The organism is Pseudomonas sp. TUM22785, from assembly GCF_028198105.1.
In the GTDB taxonomy this organism is placed as follows: domain Bacteria; phylum Pseudomonadota; class Gammaproteobacteria; order Pseudomonadales; family Pseudomonadaceae; genus Metapseudomonas; species Metapseudomonas solani.
This window is the reverse complement of record NZ_CP116239.1, coordinates 2925143-2940680: the sequence shown is the minus strand read 5'-3', so window position 1 is coordinate 2940680 and position 15538 is coordinate 2925143. Positions and strand designations below refer to the sequence as shown.

20 protein-coding genes are annotated in these 15538 nt (G+C 57.1%); 8 read left to right on the top strand and 12 right to left on the bottom strand.

Annotated elements, in window-relative coordinates; all coding sequences use genetic code 11:
- Window positions 1-48: 48 nt before the first annotated feature.
- Window positions 49-177 carry a hypothetical protein gene (locus PI990_RS13660; protein ID WP_271660965.1) on the bottom strand — a complete coding sequence of 43 codons (129 nt, stop codon included), beginning with the start codon at window positions 175-177 and terminating at the stop codon, window positions 49-51.
- Between the two features lie 488 nt (window positions 178-665).
- Here PI990_RS13660 and PI990_RS13655 point away from each other — a divergent pair, with 488 nt between their 5' ends.
- Both PI990_RS13655 and PI990_RS13650 read left to right on the top strand, forming a co-directional pair.
- Window positions 666-1319 (top strand): hypothetical protein, encoded by a 654-nt coding sequence (locus PI990_RS13655; RefSeq protein WP_271660964.1) that lies wholly within the window; start codon window positions 666-668, stop codon window positions 1317-1319.
- Window positions 1320-1429: 110 nt separating this feature from the next.
- A complete protein-coding gene (locus tag PI990_RS13650) occupies window positions 1430-2614 on the top strand; it encodes an HNH endonuclease signature motif containing protein (RefSeq protein WP_271660963.1) in 1185 nt (394 codons plus the stop codon).
- 110 nt (window positions 2615-2724) lie between these two features.
- Here PI990_RS13650 and umuC read toward each other — a convergent pair whose 3' ends face one another.
- Together umuC and PI990_RS13640 are read right to left on the bottom strand one after the other, a co-directional pair.
- Window positions 2725-3996: a translesion error-prone DNA polymerase V subunit UmuC gene (umuC, locus tag PI990_RS13645; protein WP_271660962.1), complete on the bottom strand. Its 1272-nt coding sequence runs from the start codon at window positions 3994-3996 to the stop codon at window positions 2725-2727.
- Window positions 3993-4430 (bottom strand): LexA family protein, encoded by a 438-nt coding sequence (locus PI990_RS13640; protein ID WP_271660961.1) that lies wholly within the window; start codon window positions 4428-4430, stop codon window positions 3993-3995. The genes umuC and PI990_RS13640 overlap by 4 nt, the downstream gene beginning before the upstream one ends.
- A gap of 170 nt (window positions 4431-4600) precedes the next feature.
- On the opposite strand from PI990_RS13640, the gene PI990_RS13635 reads away from it, so the two are divergent.
- A complete protein-coding gene (locus tag PI990_RS13635; RefSeq protein ID WP_271660960.1) occupies window positions 4601-4996 on the top strand; it encodes a hypothetical protein in 396 nt (131 codons plus the stop codon).
- A 49-nt stretch (window positions 4997-5045) separates the two neighbouring features.
- A complete protein-coding gene (locus tag PI990_RS13630; RefSeq protein WP_271660959.1) occupies window positions 5046-5639 on the top strand; it encodes a hypothetical protein in 594 nt (197 codons plus the stop codon).
- Between the two features lie 134 nt (window positions 5640-5773).
- Here the strand turns inward: PI990_RS13630 and PI990_RS13625 are convergent, their stop codons facing one another.
- The 4 genes from PI990_RS13625 to PI990_RS13610 form a co-directional block, all read right to left on the bottom strand.
- Window positions 5774-6628, bottom strand: coding sequence for a DUF5677 domain-containing protein (locus PI990_RS13625; RefSeq protein ID WP_271660958.1), 855 nt, complete (start codon window positions 6626-6628; stop codon window positions 5774-5776).
- A 197-nt stretch (window positions 6629-6825) separates the two neighbouring features.
- Complete coding sequence (locus PI990_RS13620) at window positions 6826-7710, bottom strand: hypothetical protein (protein ID WP_271660957.1); 885 nt, start codon at window positions 7708-7710, stop codon at window positions 6826-6828.
- Window positions 7711-8511: 801 nt separating this feature from the next.
- Complete coding sequence (locus PI990_RS13615) at window positions 8512-8802, bottom strand: barstar family protein (protein ID WP_271660956.1); 291 nt, start codon at window positions 8800-8802, stop codon at window positions 8512-8514.
- Between the two features lie 35 nt (window positions 8803-8837).
- Window positions 8838-9197 (bottom strand): histone-like nucleoid-structuring protein, MvaT/MvaU family, encoded by a 360-nt coding sequence (locus PI990_RS13610; RefSeq protein ID WP_271660955.1) that lies wholly within the window; start codon window positions 9195-9197, stop codon window positions 8838-8840.
- A 312-nt stretch (window positions 9198-9509) separates the two neighbouring features.
- On the opposite strand from PI990_RS13610, the gene PI990_RS13605 reads away from it, so the two are divergent.
- A complete protein-coding gene (locus PI990_RS13605) occupies window positions 9510-9986 on the top strand; it encodes a hypothetical protein (protein WP_271660954.1) in 477 nt (158 codons plus the stop codon).
- On the opposite strand, the gene PI990_RS13600 is transcribed toward PI990_RS13605, so the two are convergent.
- Genes PI990_RS13600 through PI990_RS13590 form a run of 3 tightly spaced genes read right to left on the bottom strand, consistent with a single transcriptional unit; the run spans window position 9970 to window position 11823 of the window.
- A complete protein-coding gene (locus tag PI990_RS13600; RefSeq protein ID WP_271660953.1) occupies window positions 9970-10515 on the bottom strand; it encodes a lysis system i-spanin subunit Rz in 546 nt (181 codons plus the stop codon). The two genes, PI990_RS13605 and PI990_RS13600, sit on opposite strands and share 17 nt — an antisense overlap.
- Window positions 10512-11072 (bottom strand): glycoside hydrolase family 19 protein, encoded by a 561-nt coding sequence (locus tag PI990_RS13595; protein WP_271660952.1) that lies wholly within the window; start codon window positions 11070-11072, stop codon window positions 10512-10514. The genes PI990_RS13600 and PI990_RS13595 overlap by 4 nt, the downstream gene beginning before the upstream one ends.
- Before the next feature lie 58 nt (window positions 11073-11130).
- Entirely contained in the window at window positions 11131-11823 is a 693-nt protein-coding gene (locus tag PI990_RS13590; protein WP_271660951.1) for an ImmA/IrrE family metallo-endopeptidase, read from the bottom strand.
- A 408-nt stretch (window positions 11824-12231) separates the two neighbouring features.
- On the opposite strand from PI990_RS13590, the gene PI990_RS13585 reads away from it, so the two are divergent.
- The 3 genes from PI990_RS13585 (at window position 12232) to PI990_RS13575 (ending at window position 14241) form a co-directional block, all read left to right on the top strand.
- Window positions 12232-13143 carry a BRO-N domain-containing protein gene (locus PI990_RS13585; RefSeq protein WP_271660950.1) on the top strand — a complete coding sequence of 304 codons (912 nt, stop codon included), beginning with the start codon at window positions 12232-12234 and terminating at the stop codon, window positions 13141-13143.
- Between the two features lie 88 nt (window positions 13144-13231).
- Complete coding sequence (gene parS, locus PI990_RS13580; RefSeq protein ID WP_271660949.1) at window positions 13232-13723, top strand: type II RES/Xre toxin-antitoxin system antitoxin; 492 nt, start codon at window positions 13232-13234, stop codon at window positions 13721-13723.
- Window positions 13720-14241, top strand: a complete 522-nt coding sequence (locus PI990_RS13575) for an RES family NAD+ phosphorylase (protein WP_236232560.1) — start codon at window positions 13720-13722, stop codon at window positions 14239-14241. The genes parS and PI990_RS13575 overlap by 4 nt, the downstream gene beginning before the upstream one ends.
- 338 nt (window positions 14242-14579) lie before the next feature.
- On the opposite strand, the gene PI990_RS13570 is transcribed toward PI990_RS13575, so the two are convergent.
- A complete protein-coding gene (locus PI990_RS13570) occupies window positions 14580-15248 on the bottom strand; it encodes a hypothetical protein (RefSeq protein ID WP_271660948.1) in 669 nt (222 codons plus the stop codon).
- Window positions 15249-15536: a hypothetical protein gene (locus PI990_RS13565; protein WP_271660947.1), complete on the bottom strand. Its 288-nt coding sequence runs from the start codon at window positions 15534-15536 to the stop codon at window positions 15249-15251. It lies immediately after the preceding gene.
- Window positions 15537-15538: the final 2 nt, after the last annotated feature.

Below are 15538 nucleotides of genomic sequence, written 5' to 3'. Positions count from 1 at the left end.
CAGTGATGCTGTCCGTGTTCAGCCTGTCGGCTTTCGCCGCCACTTCATTCACAGCGCAGCACCCAGCAGCAGGCCCGAGAGCACGCCGAAGATGTAGGTGGTGGGGAGGATGTGCAGCAGGGTGAAGCTGGCGAGCAGGAAGCCCGCCAGCATAGCGACAATGGCGAAGCGGAGCATGGTCAGCGCACCGCTTTGACGATGCTGTTGATGCCCCGGTGTACGCCACGCCGCAGCTTATTGTCGCCCTGGTGCCAGTCTTGTTGTAGACGATCTGGGCGAGCAGGCAGTAGGTGTCCGGGTTGCCTAAGGTGGACGTCTTGAGGCCGCTGGCCAGCTTGGAGTCACCCGAGCAGGCGGTGTTCAGCGGATTGCCGTTGACGTCCTTGGCATTGGCAAACGAGCTGTCGATGACCTCGTCAACCTGAAGGCTGCATCGCGCGATTGGCAGAAAACGGCCAAAACAGCCGATCAGGGAATTTAAGAAAGCAGGAATAGTTCCCAGCCACCCATTGCGCCGCAATCCGTCCCAGTGATACCGACTCGGACGCGTGCCCACTTGTTTAGTCCCCAGGCTTAAGGCTAGTGTGCAGTCCAGCCAGCATGCTGGCAAAAGGACTTGTAGGGTTGGTGCATAGCTTCACCGTTAGTGCAGATGGCTCAACCCAGTGTCGCTCCAGCTTCCAGCAAGAGATTTTCATTCACTAATTGCGCGTTTTATCCGTAAATTGGTATCTATTTATAATCGGTCGATATTGGTGAGTGTGTTGAATAATCGAGATGTCGAATATATCTGCAAGCAAATGCTAAATATTGAATGGGCGCCAAAACTCTCGCCTGAGTGCTTGGAAGTTATTTCTCGCTGCGACTCCATGCTTGAGAAAATGTTTATACTTGGAGCCTGCGACCTTATTAGGGCTCGCTGCGAAACAACCCCAACCTTATCCGCTTCAGTCGTCAGATTAAATGGTCATAAATACTCTGGCATTTGGTTCTGGGAGCCTTGGCTTGGCTGGCGCCTTGATGATCTTCCACCTGAAAAACAAACTGGGCCTTCGGCAATAATGTTTGTGCCGCAATTTAAGTCTCCAGAAAAAGAAATAACTCATGATTTGGCAATTTTCTATGGCGACGACAACGGCAGCCCGACATGGAAACTAAAGCACGTTGTAGAGGTCGATGGCTACGGAGTGCATCAGAATCGGCGCAATAAAGACGCTCTGCGAGATGATGGCTTATCGTACAAAATCCATAGGCTCTACGAAGAAACAGATAAGCCATTAGAATGGTTTAAGAAAATTATTTATTCAGATGCGGAGTGAATGCCAGCCAACAATTCGCTCAAAGCGCTCAGTTCGTTCGCTGGGATCGGCGAACTGGCGCCTTAGCTTAATTATTGGGAATCATTTCATAGCTTGCGACGACTGACCCCATGAATGCACGAACCCTAAATACTCTGCTTCAATATGGCGTTACTAGCGATCTGGCCACAAAGGCCAACTCAGCTGGGCTCACCGTAACTAAGGCTAGATCCTTAAGCCAGAAGGACATGGTTTCAAAGTTCGGTCTTTCCGCTGCTGAAGCAAAGATCTTGAGCCATTGCGTACGGCGGGAGCCAATCGATGAGCAGATTGTTCAACTACTGTTGGAGCGCAGTAACTTCGTATGCAGCATGTGCAAAGGTCAAAAAGGGCCCTCGTACATCATTCATCACATAATCGAACACGAGAAAACTCAGGACAACACCTACAACAATCTCATCGTGCTTTGCCCTGTCGATCACGATCTCGCGCACCGAGGTGGACTCACTCTGAGTCTTACCGAGTCTCAGTTGCGCACAACAAAAGAGAAGTGGGAACAGCAAGTCGAGGTGGAGAATGCGCAAAAAGCAGCGCGACTGATTCAAGTAAATGACGACGCTATTGACTATATCAATGTGAAGCGCATAGAAGAGTTGTGCGTTCGGCTCTTCAAGGAAATACCTCAAACAACGCTTACAGCCAATCTTCGCAGGACAGGTACATTGGGCGCTGATGGCTCATTTGATCAGAAATATGTTCAGACAAACCTGTCTGGAGGGCGCTATTTATTTGACTACATCACGCACCAAGAGGCAGAGCACTACAAGCAGTTGATGCAAGAGATTGCAACTGTGACTACATTTATCGATCTAGATGAAACTGCTAATGCAGGGTACGCTGAACTGAAGGCGAGCGAAGGATGTTACGCTTTTTTTATTGGTGGTGTTTGTGCTAAAGGGCCGGATCTACCTATAACTGCGAGCACACCAACCATCCTGCTTCACTATTCAAGAAGGCATCTTCGAATTGAGTGGATACTAGATCCAATCTTCATGATGTCCATGTCGGCTATCACCCGAATTGGTGGCAAGAATCGCTACATCATTTATTGTCTTGTACGCACTGTTGATCTGCAAGCTGATAAGACTAACTTAGTTCGGGCAAGCCCCCTACTAATTGCTCAACCAAACAAATGGGTGAATAAGACGCCAGCAATTGCTTACGAACGGCAGTACGCCGAATACATTGATGACGATTCCTCGGACGATGGTGCAGATGATGCACAACCCGACGGTGCGGGGGACGCTGTGCAGTGAAGCCGCACAGCGCCCCTGACCTGAACGTCAGTGACCGCTTATGGCCGAAAGAAGCCCTTCATAATCAGTAGCTGCAAGTCCTGCCAGAACCGGCCATGAAGCCTCCCCACTCAACCACGTACCCCGATTACTTCATCCCAGCGAGTCGTGTAACGCGGACTCAACATGTCACGCCGCATGGCCCAGGCCGGTGCAACCGGCACCCGCCCAATATGTACCGTGCCGCGCCCCTCACGCTGGTTGATCTGGTCCACCACCTGCATAAGGCGTTCAGCGCCTCGGCGTTTCGTTGGGGCGAACAGGTCCGGTGTCACCTCGCCGGGCTGGCACAGATCCATCAGCAGGATGGAACACTTCGAGAAGCGGTAGCCGGGCCTATAGATCTCACCGAGCCCGCGCTGCGCCAGAGCGAGGATCTCGCGGGTGTCGTTGGTTGGCGCGGGCAATGCCAGGGTGATGGTTTCGCAGAAGCGCGGCCCTACCCTTTCAGCGAGTTGCGTCTGCAGGCCTACCTGAATCGTCTGGCATAGCGAGCCCTGGGCGCGCAGCTTCTCGGCGGCGCGGCTCACGTAGGCGGCCAGGGCTTCGCGGATCGGTGCCAGTTCGGTCTGCCGCACGCCGAACATCTTGCTGCTGCAGATGGCCTCCTTCGGCGGCGGGCCCTGGTTGAAACCGATGCAGCTCACGCCGAGCAGTTCGCGAGCCGTGCGCTCCATGGTGACGCCGAAGGTCTTGCGCAGGGTGCCGATGTCGAAGTTCGCCAGCTCCCAGGCGCTGTTGATGCGCAGCGCGGCCAGCTTCGCCGCCGAGCGGTGGCCGATGCCCCACACTTCGCTGATCGGGGCCAGGCGCAGCAGCCGCTCCTGGCGGGCCGGGTCGGTGAGGTCGAGCACACCGCCGGTGGCTTTCCACTTCTTCGCCGCCCAGTTGGCGAGCTTGGCCAGGGTCTTGGTGGTGCTGATGCCGATGCCCACGGGCATGCCGATCTCGCGCGCCAGGCGTTGGCGGATGGCGCGGCCGTGCGCCTCAAGGTCGGTGATGCCGGTCATGTCGCCCCAGGCTTCGTCTATGGAATAGACCTCGATGCCGGGCAGCATCTCGGCCATTACCCGCATCACTCGGTTGCTGATGTCGGCGTACAGCGTGTAGTTGCTCGAGCGCGCCACCACGCCGCTGCGACGCATCTGCTCGCGCACCTGGTAGAACGGTGCGCCCATGGCGATGCCCAGCTCCTTGGCCTCGGCGGAACGGGCGATGACGCAGCCGTCGTTGTTGGAGAGCACCACCACCGGCCGGCGCTTGAGCTCCGGCTGGCCGATACGCTCGCAGCTGCAGTAGAAGGAGTTGCAGTCGATGAGGGCGAAGATCCGCTGGCCGCTCATGGCGCGACGTGGCTGACCACCCAGGTCACCACGCCCCAGATCTCGATGGGCTCGTCACCGTCGAGCTGGATGTCATGGACGTGCGTCTCGGCGGCGCGCAGCCAGCGGCCGCCGAACATGTCCTTCACCATCAGGCGCACCCGGTAGCCCTCCCCGCCCAGGTCCACCACCACGAGCCGGTCATCCACATGGCTGGCCGCGCGGTTGACGATGAGGCGGTCGCCCTGGAACACACCGAAGCCCTCCAGCGTGCCATCCAGTACCCGCACGCCCCAGATGTGCGGCGCGCCCAGGCCAGTGAGACGGTCGAGGGAGAGCCCCTCCTCCTTCTCGTCTTCGGCGGGCGATTGAAAGCCGGTGATCCGTAGATCAGCGGCCTCGGCTAGCAGGCGTTCCCGCAGGCGCTGGCCCCGGGCAAGGATCGAAAGCGACATCTCATACACTCGCGAATACTGGATATAGATACAGTATTTTTCAGGATGCCTTATCGGTCAATCCGTCAGCCGACGGGAGGAAGGCCGTCAGCCTGTCCTACGCTGAAACCTGACACCCAAAACCGGAGGCGCGTATGTGCGGCGGTGTTGAAGCCAGAGAGGCGGACAAGGTGTGGAAGATCTACTTCCCCAACCCCAAAGCGGCGATCCCGGTGCAGCTCGATGGCGGCAGTCAGATCGACTGGATCGGCTGGGGCCGTCGCGAAGGCCAACCCGGCATCGGCCCCCAGGGCGGCTGGGCCCGGCTCAGCACCGTACAGACCGGTGGCTGGGCGAAGTACCAGCCCCGCCGCGCCTTTGGCCTGGTGCAGCGATTCATGGAGAAGGAAGGCCACAAGGGCGAGAAGAACCGGCCGTCACACTGGTTCGATGTGCCTGAGGGCCAGGCCCTGGAGTGCGTGGTGATTGGCGAGGGAGAGGATCGGCGGGTGTATGTGGTGACCACCGATCCGCCCGAGGAGTTTGCCTGGATACATGATCGGTGGCCGGTGCTGACGGAACGATAGCGGTGCGAAGCAAGAAGTCTGGGATGAACAGTTAGAGAGGGAGATTCACATGGGCGACTTATCAGCGCGGGCTCAGCACTTTCACAGCATGTACGCCTTCGACAACAACATGAGCTCCAAGCTCATGGTTGAGGTGGAGGGCAAGATTCACTCTTCTGAGTACACCTATGGGAGCGGCACACTTGTGCACGTGGAAGACATGCTGCTTCACCAGCTGGATGTGTGGTGGGGATATGCGGAGATACCGGCGAACGCAAAGATCGTGCTCTACGGCAACTGGAGCCCCTGCAAGCATTGCATCAGCGACACCATTCCGCGCGCGTTTGCAAAGATGAGGATCGAGGAAAAGAACCTCAGACTGCGCTTCAGATTCAACCACTACTACACCCAGGCAAACTGGGAGCGGGCCGGCAAGCAGATTAGACAGGAAGGCGGTGGGCGTTTCTTCTGGGCGAACGCAGAGGAAGCAGACAACGCGTATCTGCAGCTGGCAGCTCCGTACGGAAAATTCGCCACCAAGAACATCTCCACCGCCGAGGCGGTGATGAGCAGCACCAGCCCACGCGTCGCCTTCATACAAGGGCTGAACAGGAGCAGGTCGATCACTACATGGAGCGAGGTCTGGCGCGACAAGATTTTCTAAGCCCAAGAATTCGTGGGCTCGGATCGGTGGCCAGCACTCGCGGAGTGCTGGCACGTCAATAGCTATGGCCGCTTTCGGCCAAAAGCGGTCAACGAGTGTCTGCTAAATCAGGGACGATAAGATGGGTTGTAAAACTACGCGTCTGGTGGATCCCCACCAACCCATTCGTCCCCAGTTGCAGCCTTGAACAACCGCTTGAATAGCTCATGCTCCGCCAGAACCAAGGGGCCGAACTGGTGGACATTTGCAAAGGCGGCAATAAAGCCGCTAGCGGCATGCCCAACTGCTGACAAGATATCGACCATTTGTCCCTCGGTCCCTGACTGGAACGCCTCGGCGGTCTGCTCCCGGCCTCTGTATGCGCTCATGAAGTAACTCATGCCATACACGGAGCCATGAATGATTTCCGAGGAGACGGCGTAGATGCCTGCATACGCCCCCAAAAGGGCGCCCCCGGACGCCCGCACGACTTTGCCTATACGGTTAATCTTGGATGGCGTGTCGAGGGAGCACCACGAGTCCTTACCAGGGCCGGCGAACTCCGGGAAGAGCCTCGCTGCCGTCGCTTTAGGATCTGGATCATTACCCAAAGTCATCATGAATTCCCCGGATCCAATGACTCGATTGTCATGCTTCCAGGCGGCGTAATGTCGATGATTTAAAGCGCGTTGTGAGACGTCAACTGGCTGCGTGGTGAAAAATGCCGCGTTGATGAATCCCTCAACGACAGACCGAGCAATCGGATAGAGATCGCGGACTGCAAGGCCGCGCTCAGTCGAATTCTTCAGGATGGTATTGAGGGATTGGCCAGCGCCCATGGCAATTGCTGCCGTCGCGCGCGCTTGGTCTGGCTCCAGGCTGCAAGCCAGCCATTGTCCCTGGCGGAGAACTGGACCCTCCGACATTACGAAGAGCGTCAGGTTCAAGAGTTTCAACTGCCCTTGAATTACTGCGCGCAACTCTTTCAGGGTTCCGCTTCTTTCGCTCATCGACTTACCTTCGTTGATACCTTACTTATCTGTGAAACTGGCTTTGCTTGTGCAGTACTAGCAGTCAAGAGATCCTTATTCCTAATAGCGCCTTTTTAGCTTCTGAATCAATCTTGCAAGTGAGCTGGGTAGAAGTATTTCTTTTCGTGCGGGCATAAAAACTGCCCCTTGAGGCGGTTTATTCATCTCGACAATGCCTAATCGTAGGTTTCCCCTTCATCATTCTCGCTGTCCGTGATCGACCGGCTATTGGTGATTTCGGCAACGTCTAAGAGGGATAGGCCTAGCTGGTCGTTGTAGCCTTTCAACTGCTCCCATATTTCCCCATCGGGTGAGTATCGGAGAGCTTTAACGAATTCGAGCTCTGTACCTCTCTCATCACACCTGACGATCGCACATGGAAAGTTTGCATCGACATTGCTGACCAGGCAGTAAGCCTCGCGTAACCTTGGCTCAATCCCGGTGATGGTCTGAATGATTGAGTTGTACAGAGGTTTGGACGCGGCACCGGTGAAATACCATGCAGCACCAGTCTTCGAACGCAGACTGACCAGCCAGACAGTGAGCTTGAATGCGAATTGGCCTTGCGGTTTGGCGAAGGTCATGACAATAGGCGTAAGGTAAAAAGGCCTGTAATCAACCTCGGCCGGGGCCAGTTGCTCTCTGTACGCTGTGCACTCCCCAACTGAAGAGGAGCAAACGGTTTCGTAGTACTTTGGTTTCGGTGGCAGCACTGAATCAGGCCTTGTGTAGCTGGCCACCACAAACCCCGATGGATCAAGGGATCTATCGATCAGATAATCACGAACCTTTTCCGGCAATCGCCACGGCGCATCACGGCCAACGCACATGATTGCCTTGGCGTCATGCTGCGGCACCTCAAGCAAGGCAATAGCAACATCGGTATCGCCGGCACTCTGGTCGGGCAACAAAGCGCTCGCCCCATTCCAATCGTTAAATCCCAGCAGACGGCTGAGTTTTTCGCGCTGTGCAGCTAGTTGGCTGTCACGACCAAGAGAAAGGGAAGTGGAATGGAGTATCTGCGAAAGCAGTTTTACTTGGGGGCGTGAGAGAGAAGACATACATGGCTCCAGACGATCAATCCGTGTGCATCTGGCTCCCCGGTTACAGACACTAGATCAGCTCGATTAGGCCTTGTATGAAGACGGCGTCCCCCGCAGCAGCGGAGGTTGGGAAGGCATTTACCTTGCACTTGCGTGCGATGGGGGAGGCTGGGGCTTCCAAAACCACCGTCAGGTTATGGCCTATTCGGATTAGATGCAATGCCAGCCGCAAACTAAGTTCATGGTGCTATGTGCTGCGACCCGAAAGAAAAAAGACCCCCCTGGTTCTCGGTATTGGCCAACGCCGCGTCGAGCCTGGGCAGGCGAGTGACGCTGGTACCGTCGAAACTATTGACGCCGGACGCAGTGCACATCGCAATGCGCTTGCCGCTATTGAACCGGCCAACGTGGAAGTAGCAGTTGCGGCGCCGGGCCATCGAGCCCCATACCGCCATCGTCGAGAGCTACCATTCGGTGGTCCCACCGAGTAACAGCCCCACGGACGGGTACATGTACTCGCGCACATCATCTGGACAGCGATCAGTTGAGCCTGAGGAAAGCCCCTTCAAGCGATCTAACCAACCGAGCGTGAGTTCCTGGGACTCCATCCCTCCGGCGAGGGTATGCAGCAGTCTGTGTAAATGGAGTTCGAGGCACTGCTTGGATAATTGATCTTCGAAACTGAGAGCAGCTCGTAAAGCTGGTCAGTGGTGCCCTACGTAGAAGTCAATCTGCACAGCTATCGTTGGTATGCGATGACCGCTTAGTAAGCAGTATCAACCGGCTTCGACAGGCTGCTATTGGCCGAAAGCAGCCCTTTCATCGACAGAACTCGAGGCTTGTAACTAACTCAGGATGCTCAGAAACCAAATCTAGTAAACATGACTGCATAAGCTCAGCATCTTGGGGGAGGCGCAAAGACAGGCTGTCCCAGCCGACAATCTGCAGCTTCTCGGGTAGCTGAACAAGTCCAGTAATTGCATCCCAAAAAGCATCCCAATTACACCCATACCACACCGGGAACCCAAGCGAATCTCTTAGGGTGCTGTGGAGATCCAAGGCGCTCGTGACGTTACTCAAGTCGATCCTGATGAAACGTGGACGAGACATCCTTGGGACTCCGAAATTAAGGCGTGGGGCTGGGATTATTGCAACCAGGCTTCTACAGCCTCAGCACCATGCTCAGCCTTCCACGCTTTGAGAACAGCGTGGTTACCGCCCTTGGTCTCTACGCGCTCATTGGTCTTCGGATTGATGTAGACCTTCACAGCACGCGCACGGCGCTGGCCGGCGGCCTTCTTCGGGGTTGCGTTACGCGAAACCTCCGGGTCGAGAATTGCAATCACGTTGCGGAGGGAGAAATCGTATTCACCCAGCAGTGCACGCAGCTTCTGCTCGAACTCGATCTCACGCTTGAGTTCTTTGTCGTTTTTCAGGGCATCGAGTTGAGCGAGTTGTTCGGCCAGCTTGGCTTCGAGGGCTTTGAATTCTGCGAGTTTGGACATGGGGAACCTTTTAGTGGATTGTGTCATTACTTACTGACAAGCAAGGGCGTTCTGAGTTTACTCGAAGCAATGATTTTTATCGCCTTCGCCTATAAGAAATCAACTACTAAGCACATTCTCTCAGGCAAGGCGAGAGTCAAACCTGCCTTGTTTGATCTTGTGTTACCTGGAAACACAGGTACTTGCTCCAGTTTCGTAGATGCCAGCCTTTAGCTTGGCCTCCCCTTGATGAGCGTGTTCTAGCGTTCAAATGCCGAGCCTTACCGGCAAAAGGAGCAACGCACCCAGACATGCGAAAGCAAGGACCATCCCATGAAAAACATGTTCAGAATCATCCTTCTTCTGATAGCAGCGACTCTTTCCCTCAGCGCCATGGCTGTGACAATAATCCCCATAGCTACGGCATTCTCCACCTCGGGATCTATTACGATAAGCGCCCCGACGGTTCCGGCAATGACCTGTAGCGCTCAGCTTAGCGGCGTTACTCAATTCAGTAACACCGTTTCCATTCAGGTCGCCAACTTCACTTCGTTTGCTTCCCCTCTCTGTGGAACGATTTCGTCCTCGGGGCTGCCATGGCAATTGCAAGCAACAAGCACAACCACAGCAACCCTATCGGGCATCAAAATCACCGTTGGAGGGGTTAACTGCAACAGCGCACCTGTGACGATCAACGGCGCCTGGTCTAACAGCTCAAACACTTTTACTGCGGCAAGTCAGGTAGTGGGCAGCTGCATCTTGAGGAATTTAGTTATCTTCCCGACCCCCGCCTTCACCGTCCTTCCCTGAAAGGGGATGAGCCAGCAAGTGCCCTTATATGGTCCTGACATGCTCGAAGGGCTATCAATCCCTGGTCGCCGTCGCTGGTGATGGCGACAATTCGTTGAGCATACGCTGGGTCAAGTTCGGCTCGCGGGGCTGCATGAACCAGGCTGCCGGCAGTGGTGGGGGCAGGCACTCCACCGGTGCCGCCGGCAGAGCTTGCGTCGAGTAGGACTGACAGCCGCAAGTCAGCAGTAGCGATGCGGTCACGCAGGCGAGCAGCTTCTTGCTGGGCATGGATGAGTCTCCCGTGATGAAGGGTATCTTGGCTTTGCAGCTGCTGCTCCAAGGCAAGACGCTTACCCTGCTCTGCCCTTTTGCTGGCTTCAGCCGCGCGAGCGATTTCGTCAAGGGCGTTGGCGTGCAGCTTGTCCCGGCCGGCGAGGTCGAGTGCATGTCGCTCACCGAGTCGGTAGCCCTGGGCCTGCCAACCCGCCCAGCCGGAGAGCAGCACCAGCAAAAGGGCGACGACTACGCTCGGGCTGAACAGCCTCATGTGCCCTCCTTCACCAACAGCACCTCACGGGCGCGGCGCCAGATTCGCTTGCGCTCCTCCAGGCCATTGAGGCCACCGTTGATGCGGCGGGTGATGCGGGTGAACTCGTCCCGATCCGCCAGCTCGTTGAGCCCGGCATCCCACCAGAACCAACCTGCCGATTGCGCCGCGTGTTCGGGTTGCTCCAGTAGCTCGGGCTCGGCCAGCAAGCGCTCGTCACCGAACAATGCCTGGCTGCAGCGCAGGTAGTTGGCAGCCCCGGTTATCTGTATCAGACCTCTGCCCCGGTACTTCTTGCCGTCGCCATCGCGCTCCGGCGTATTGCCCAGATCCACCCGCACGTCATAGCGCTCCTGGGCCGGCGTCGGCCCCCAGATCTCGCGGGTGAAACGCAGATGGCCGGACTCGTGGCCGACCTGGGCGAGGAAGGCCGCCAAGCGCTGGGGCGTGTTGATATGCCAACGCTCGGTGGCCGTATTGAGGTGAGAAACAAAAACGCCCGCAGCATGGCGAGCGTTGGGGAGGATCTGCAGCAGGCGCTGCTCAGTTAGAAACATGAATTTTCTCCAGGCAAGAAAAAACCCGCCGAGGCGGGTTCATAAACATGTATCAACATCACGGCCACCGAACGAGGCCAAGCTCCTTGATTCGAATGGCCATGGCGCTATCTGAAACGTTGAACTGTTGTGCTAGCGGCACAAGTCGCCGCCCTCCAAAACTTCTGCAGCGCGCCAATGCAATCTCCCGGTCCAAAGAACCCTCTTCCGCCAAGAGAAGCGCATGAGGGTCAAGGGGATTCAAATGGAAACTGGTTTGGTCATTGAAGATGAACTGATCACGTACCTTGAACTGCGCCCGAAAGAGATCAGTGAGGAGGTTCGGCGGCATCAGAAATGTGGCAGCGAACTGATCAGCTTCGCACTCCACCGGAGCACGCGACTCACGCGACTGCGAGCCATCCAGCGGTTTATCACGATGCATCACCATCCCGTCATGAAGCATCCAGTGGCCAATCTCGTGTGCCCCAGTAAAACGTTGCACTGCGACAGGAAACTCCGTCGAAATCGCGACTCGGCTGGCCTGCCGATCCAAGAGGCCTGCAGGCCTAAACCGCTGGCCATTCAATCCAAATGCAGGACTACCCAAGTTGGGAAGCTCCATGTACTCAAGATCCAGAATATACGCAGCAGTTTCAGGCTGGAGCATTTCAATAGCCGTGGGATGACGATCAGGCCAGAGCAGTTCCTTGTTGGTCCAGATCTCCCTGTGCAGCCACCCTGCGGCATCTTGTATGTAGTCTAGCCTCATATCGCCACCACAATATATTGTGTCTTACAAATAAATATACCCCACATAATGTGATGTCAAGGCACGAGCAAATGCCTTTCGTCTGCCGTTCCCTACGTCGAGCGGGCGAAAAGGGACGGCCCTGACAACCTGGAAAGCCAAGTCCGATAGTTTCGTCCCGCCCCTCAGAGTACGGTGCGGCTGTCGCTGAGCATTCAGCGATGCAGGATTGGCGTCCTGGTTTGCGAGGCGGACACACCGCCGTTTGAGCGGTTCTTTTGTGTCTGCAGCATGTCTCGTCATGCGGGCGGGCCGTGTGTGGGGGTCCCGAGACCCACCGGCCCTCGTACCGGCACGCCAACCCTCACGGCCCCGCCCACCCCATTTGGCGTTTGGGAGGCGGCAAGGAAGCTTTACGAGGACCAGGCAATGACATCTCTTTCTTTCCACAACACCCAGTTTGAGGTCGTTGATCGCAACGGCGCCCCCTGGCTTCAAGCCCGCCAAATAGGCGCAGCGCTCGGCTATGCCCGGGAAGACGCAATCAACAAGATCTATGAGCGGAACGCTGATGAGTTCACGACCGAGATGACCTCCAACGTCAAGCTGACGTTGAAGGGTCAGCAGCGAGAAGTGCGCATCTTCTCCCTCCGCGGCGCCCACCTCCTCGCTATGTTCGCCCGCACCAAGGTCGCCAAGGAGTTTCGCCACTGGGTGCTCGATGTGCTGGAGGGAGTGGCTGAGGCGCCTCACTCCTCAAGGCCCAAGCAGATCCTGACCCAAGACCAGCAGGATGCGGTGAAGGCGCTGGTGAAGGCCCGCGCCGAATCATTGCCGGAGGAATTTCGAGCCAAGGCGACGATCAAGTGCTGGTCCGCTCTCAAGACCAAATTCGGTTGCACCTACAAGGAGATCGAACCGACGCAGTTCACCGAGGCGATCAGCCTGATTGCGCGGCTGCCTCTGGAGGGCGAGCTGCTGATTGCGGAGCCCGAGAAGGTGGTGGGCCGGCTGGAGATCAACTATAGCCTCGACAAGTGGATCGACGAGAGCACGAGGGGCTTTGAGAGCGTGCGACATTACCCGGTGACCGAGATCCAGATTCCCATTACCGGCCTCTACGGCATGGACAGCAAATCGCCCATAGGGCAGTTGCTGTATCGGCTATCACAAGAGGGCTATGAGGTGGAAGCCTGCGAGTTGGAGCTGCATGCGATGAAGGCTCATATGGAGGCCCTGGATACATGGATCGAGCGCACGGCTCGCAGTGCCAGAGACTTGCGCAACCGAGTAGTGCGGACCGCATGCAAACCGAGGCTGGATCGCAACCCACGTCGGTAGCCCGTAGGGGTGGGGCGAACCATTTCGCCCCACCCCTCGCCATTTGGCAGTACACTGATAGCCAAGTGTCACAACAGGAGCTTGCAATATGAGCACTACCGCATCCGCCGAGCCGCAGGGCAAGCGTGCCCCCAAGTCGCTGAAGCAGGGCAAGGACAGCACTTCGGAAATCCTGCTACGAGGCCGTGCTCGCTTCGATGACCGCGTTTCCATCTACAAGCTGACCGAGAAAGGCATCCCGCTTTCGGACGTGATCACCTTCGTGTCTTCGGTCTCGCTTCTGAAGGACGAGCAGATACTCATCAAGATCTTCGGCCTCTCTGAACGAACCTTGCACCGCCGGCTGAAGAATCCGGACGAGCCCCTGAACCCTGACCAAAGCGCCCGAGCTGTGCGCTTCGCCCAAGTGTTGGAGAAAGCGACGCTGGTATTCGGTAGCAGCGACGAGGCCGAACGCTGGATGTCGCAGCCGGTGATGGGGTTGGACGGCCACAAGCCGGTGGACCTGCTTACCAACCCGATCGGGTTCGAGCTGGTGGATGAGTTCCTCACTCGCCTGGAACACGGGGTCTATCAGTGATCACGACACCAGGGAGCGGTGAGATTCACTTCTGGCGATTGGACGCTGCACAGCACGCAGGTACCTGGGACAGCGGGATTGGGGCCGAGCTGGTCGGCGGCCGCTGGAACTCTAAAGGAGTGAAAGCGGTTTACAGCAGCCTGGACCCGGCAACGGCGATTCTGGAGGTCGCCGTGCACAAAGGCTTCAAGGCGCTGGATACAGTGCCACACATCCTGACCGGTGCTCGGATCACAGAGCCCTCTGCAATCCATCAGGTGGATGGGAACAGCGTTCCGAATCCGAACTGGCTGGTACCCGGCATCCCAGGCGGCGGCCAGCAACGCTTTGGTGATGAGCTTCTGGCGAAGCACCCTTTTGTGCTGATCCCCTCCTCCGTTTCGCGTCACAGCTGGAACCTGTTGATCAATCCGCTGCTGGCGAAAGGGCTGTATGAGGTCGTGTGCCAGGAACGATTCGGGCTGGATACGCGACTTAACCCGCCGATGATGCGACCTCACGATACGACGCAAGGCTGAATCATATCGGCAGGCCACTGGCCTGCCTTCCACCGGAGCCGCAGCGGCATTCGTTGCATGCCGCCTTCTATCACCCTCCACTGCACGAGCTAGAGCTCCGTCGTGTGCGCAAGCAGAGCGACTGCGCCCTGGGTTGGTCGAAACGAGATATGAATGTCGAAGCCATTGACCAGAAGGTAGAGGACGACTGCGCCAAGGGTGGGGTTAACACGTAGTTTCATTAGGTATCGCTCACTCGTAATTGAATTGCGATACCCACGCTATGTCACTCTCTCGAACATGCAAGTGGCTTAAAAGCTACCGTTCGTCGGGTTTCATGTTTCATCCCAGCCTCGGTTCTAAAGCCCTTCTACGTCCACAAACACAATCGCCGGTGGCGGGTTGATGTCGTAGCGCACCCCGCTGCTCCCCGTGTTGTTCCCGCCCTGGTTACCCCATGGCAGTGCGCCGATGCTTGCCGTCTGCCCGATGATGCCGACCGCATCCTTCAGGTAAACCACCTCGGTGAAGGGAACGTGATACTCGCCCATGCGGTGGTAGCCGATGAAGACCGCACAGGTGCGCCCTGCTGGGGCGTGAATCTCGCGATGGTCGTAAGGCTTGTAGCGGTCTATCGGCAGCGGCGCGGGCACTGGCGAAATCTGCAGGATCTTCATGTAGGGGAAGCTGGAGTCATATCCCAAGCTGCCATCAGCCTTGAATACCTGTAAGCCCTCACGGCCCGTAGGCTGGTAGGGAGAGGGGCTGTCGAACACGTAGACCGTGACGGTACCAGAGACATTGCATCGGAAAGTGAAGTGGTGCGTGTCCCCGTCGAGGGTGAACGCAGTCACGCAGCAACGCCCTCCACCCCGGAAAGCCAGGATTGGATTGGTACCACGCACACTGAGGTAGCCAACATAGGTGCTGATGGCCACCTCGTACTTACCCGTGAGCACGAAATTGGCATACGCCTCGGTGATCTGAGTCGTGCCCCAATCGTTGACGATCTCGATACCGGCAAGCACTCAGCGCACCCCGTAGATGATGCGTACGGGCACGGCGTACTCGCCCCTGCCGACTATGTAGGACCAGGAGATTGTCCGGTTCTCGACCACCACGCGCGCCGTCTTGCCGCCGCGCTGGATGGAGCCACGGGGCAGGCTGAAGAAGAACACCTGGCCCGGTGGGGCTTGGACCGTCCTGCTCCCGTTCACACCGCCCGTATCCACGAAGCCCAGCACAAGTCCGGTGCGGTCGTCCGTATCCAGCAGTTGGCGGCCCGAGGCGTCCCAGATCTGCAACCCTGCGCGCATGC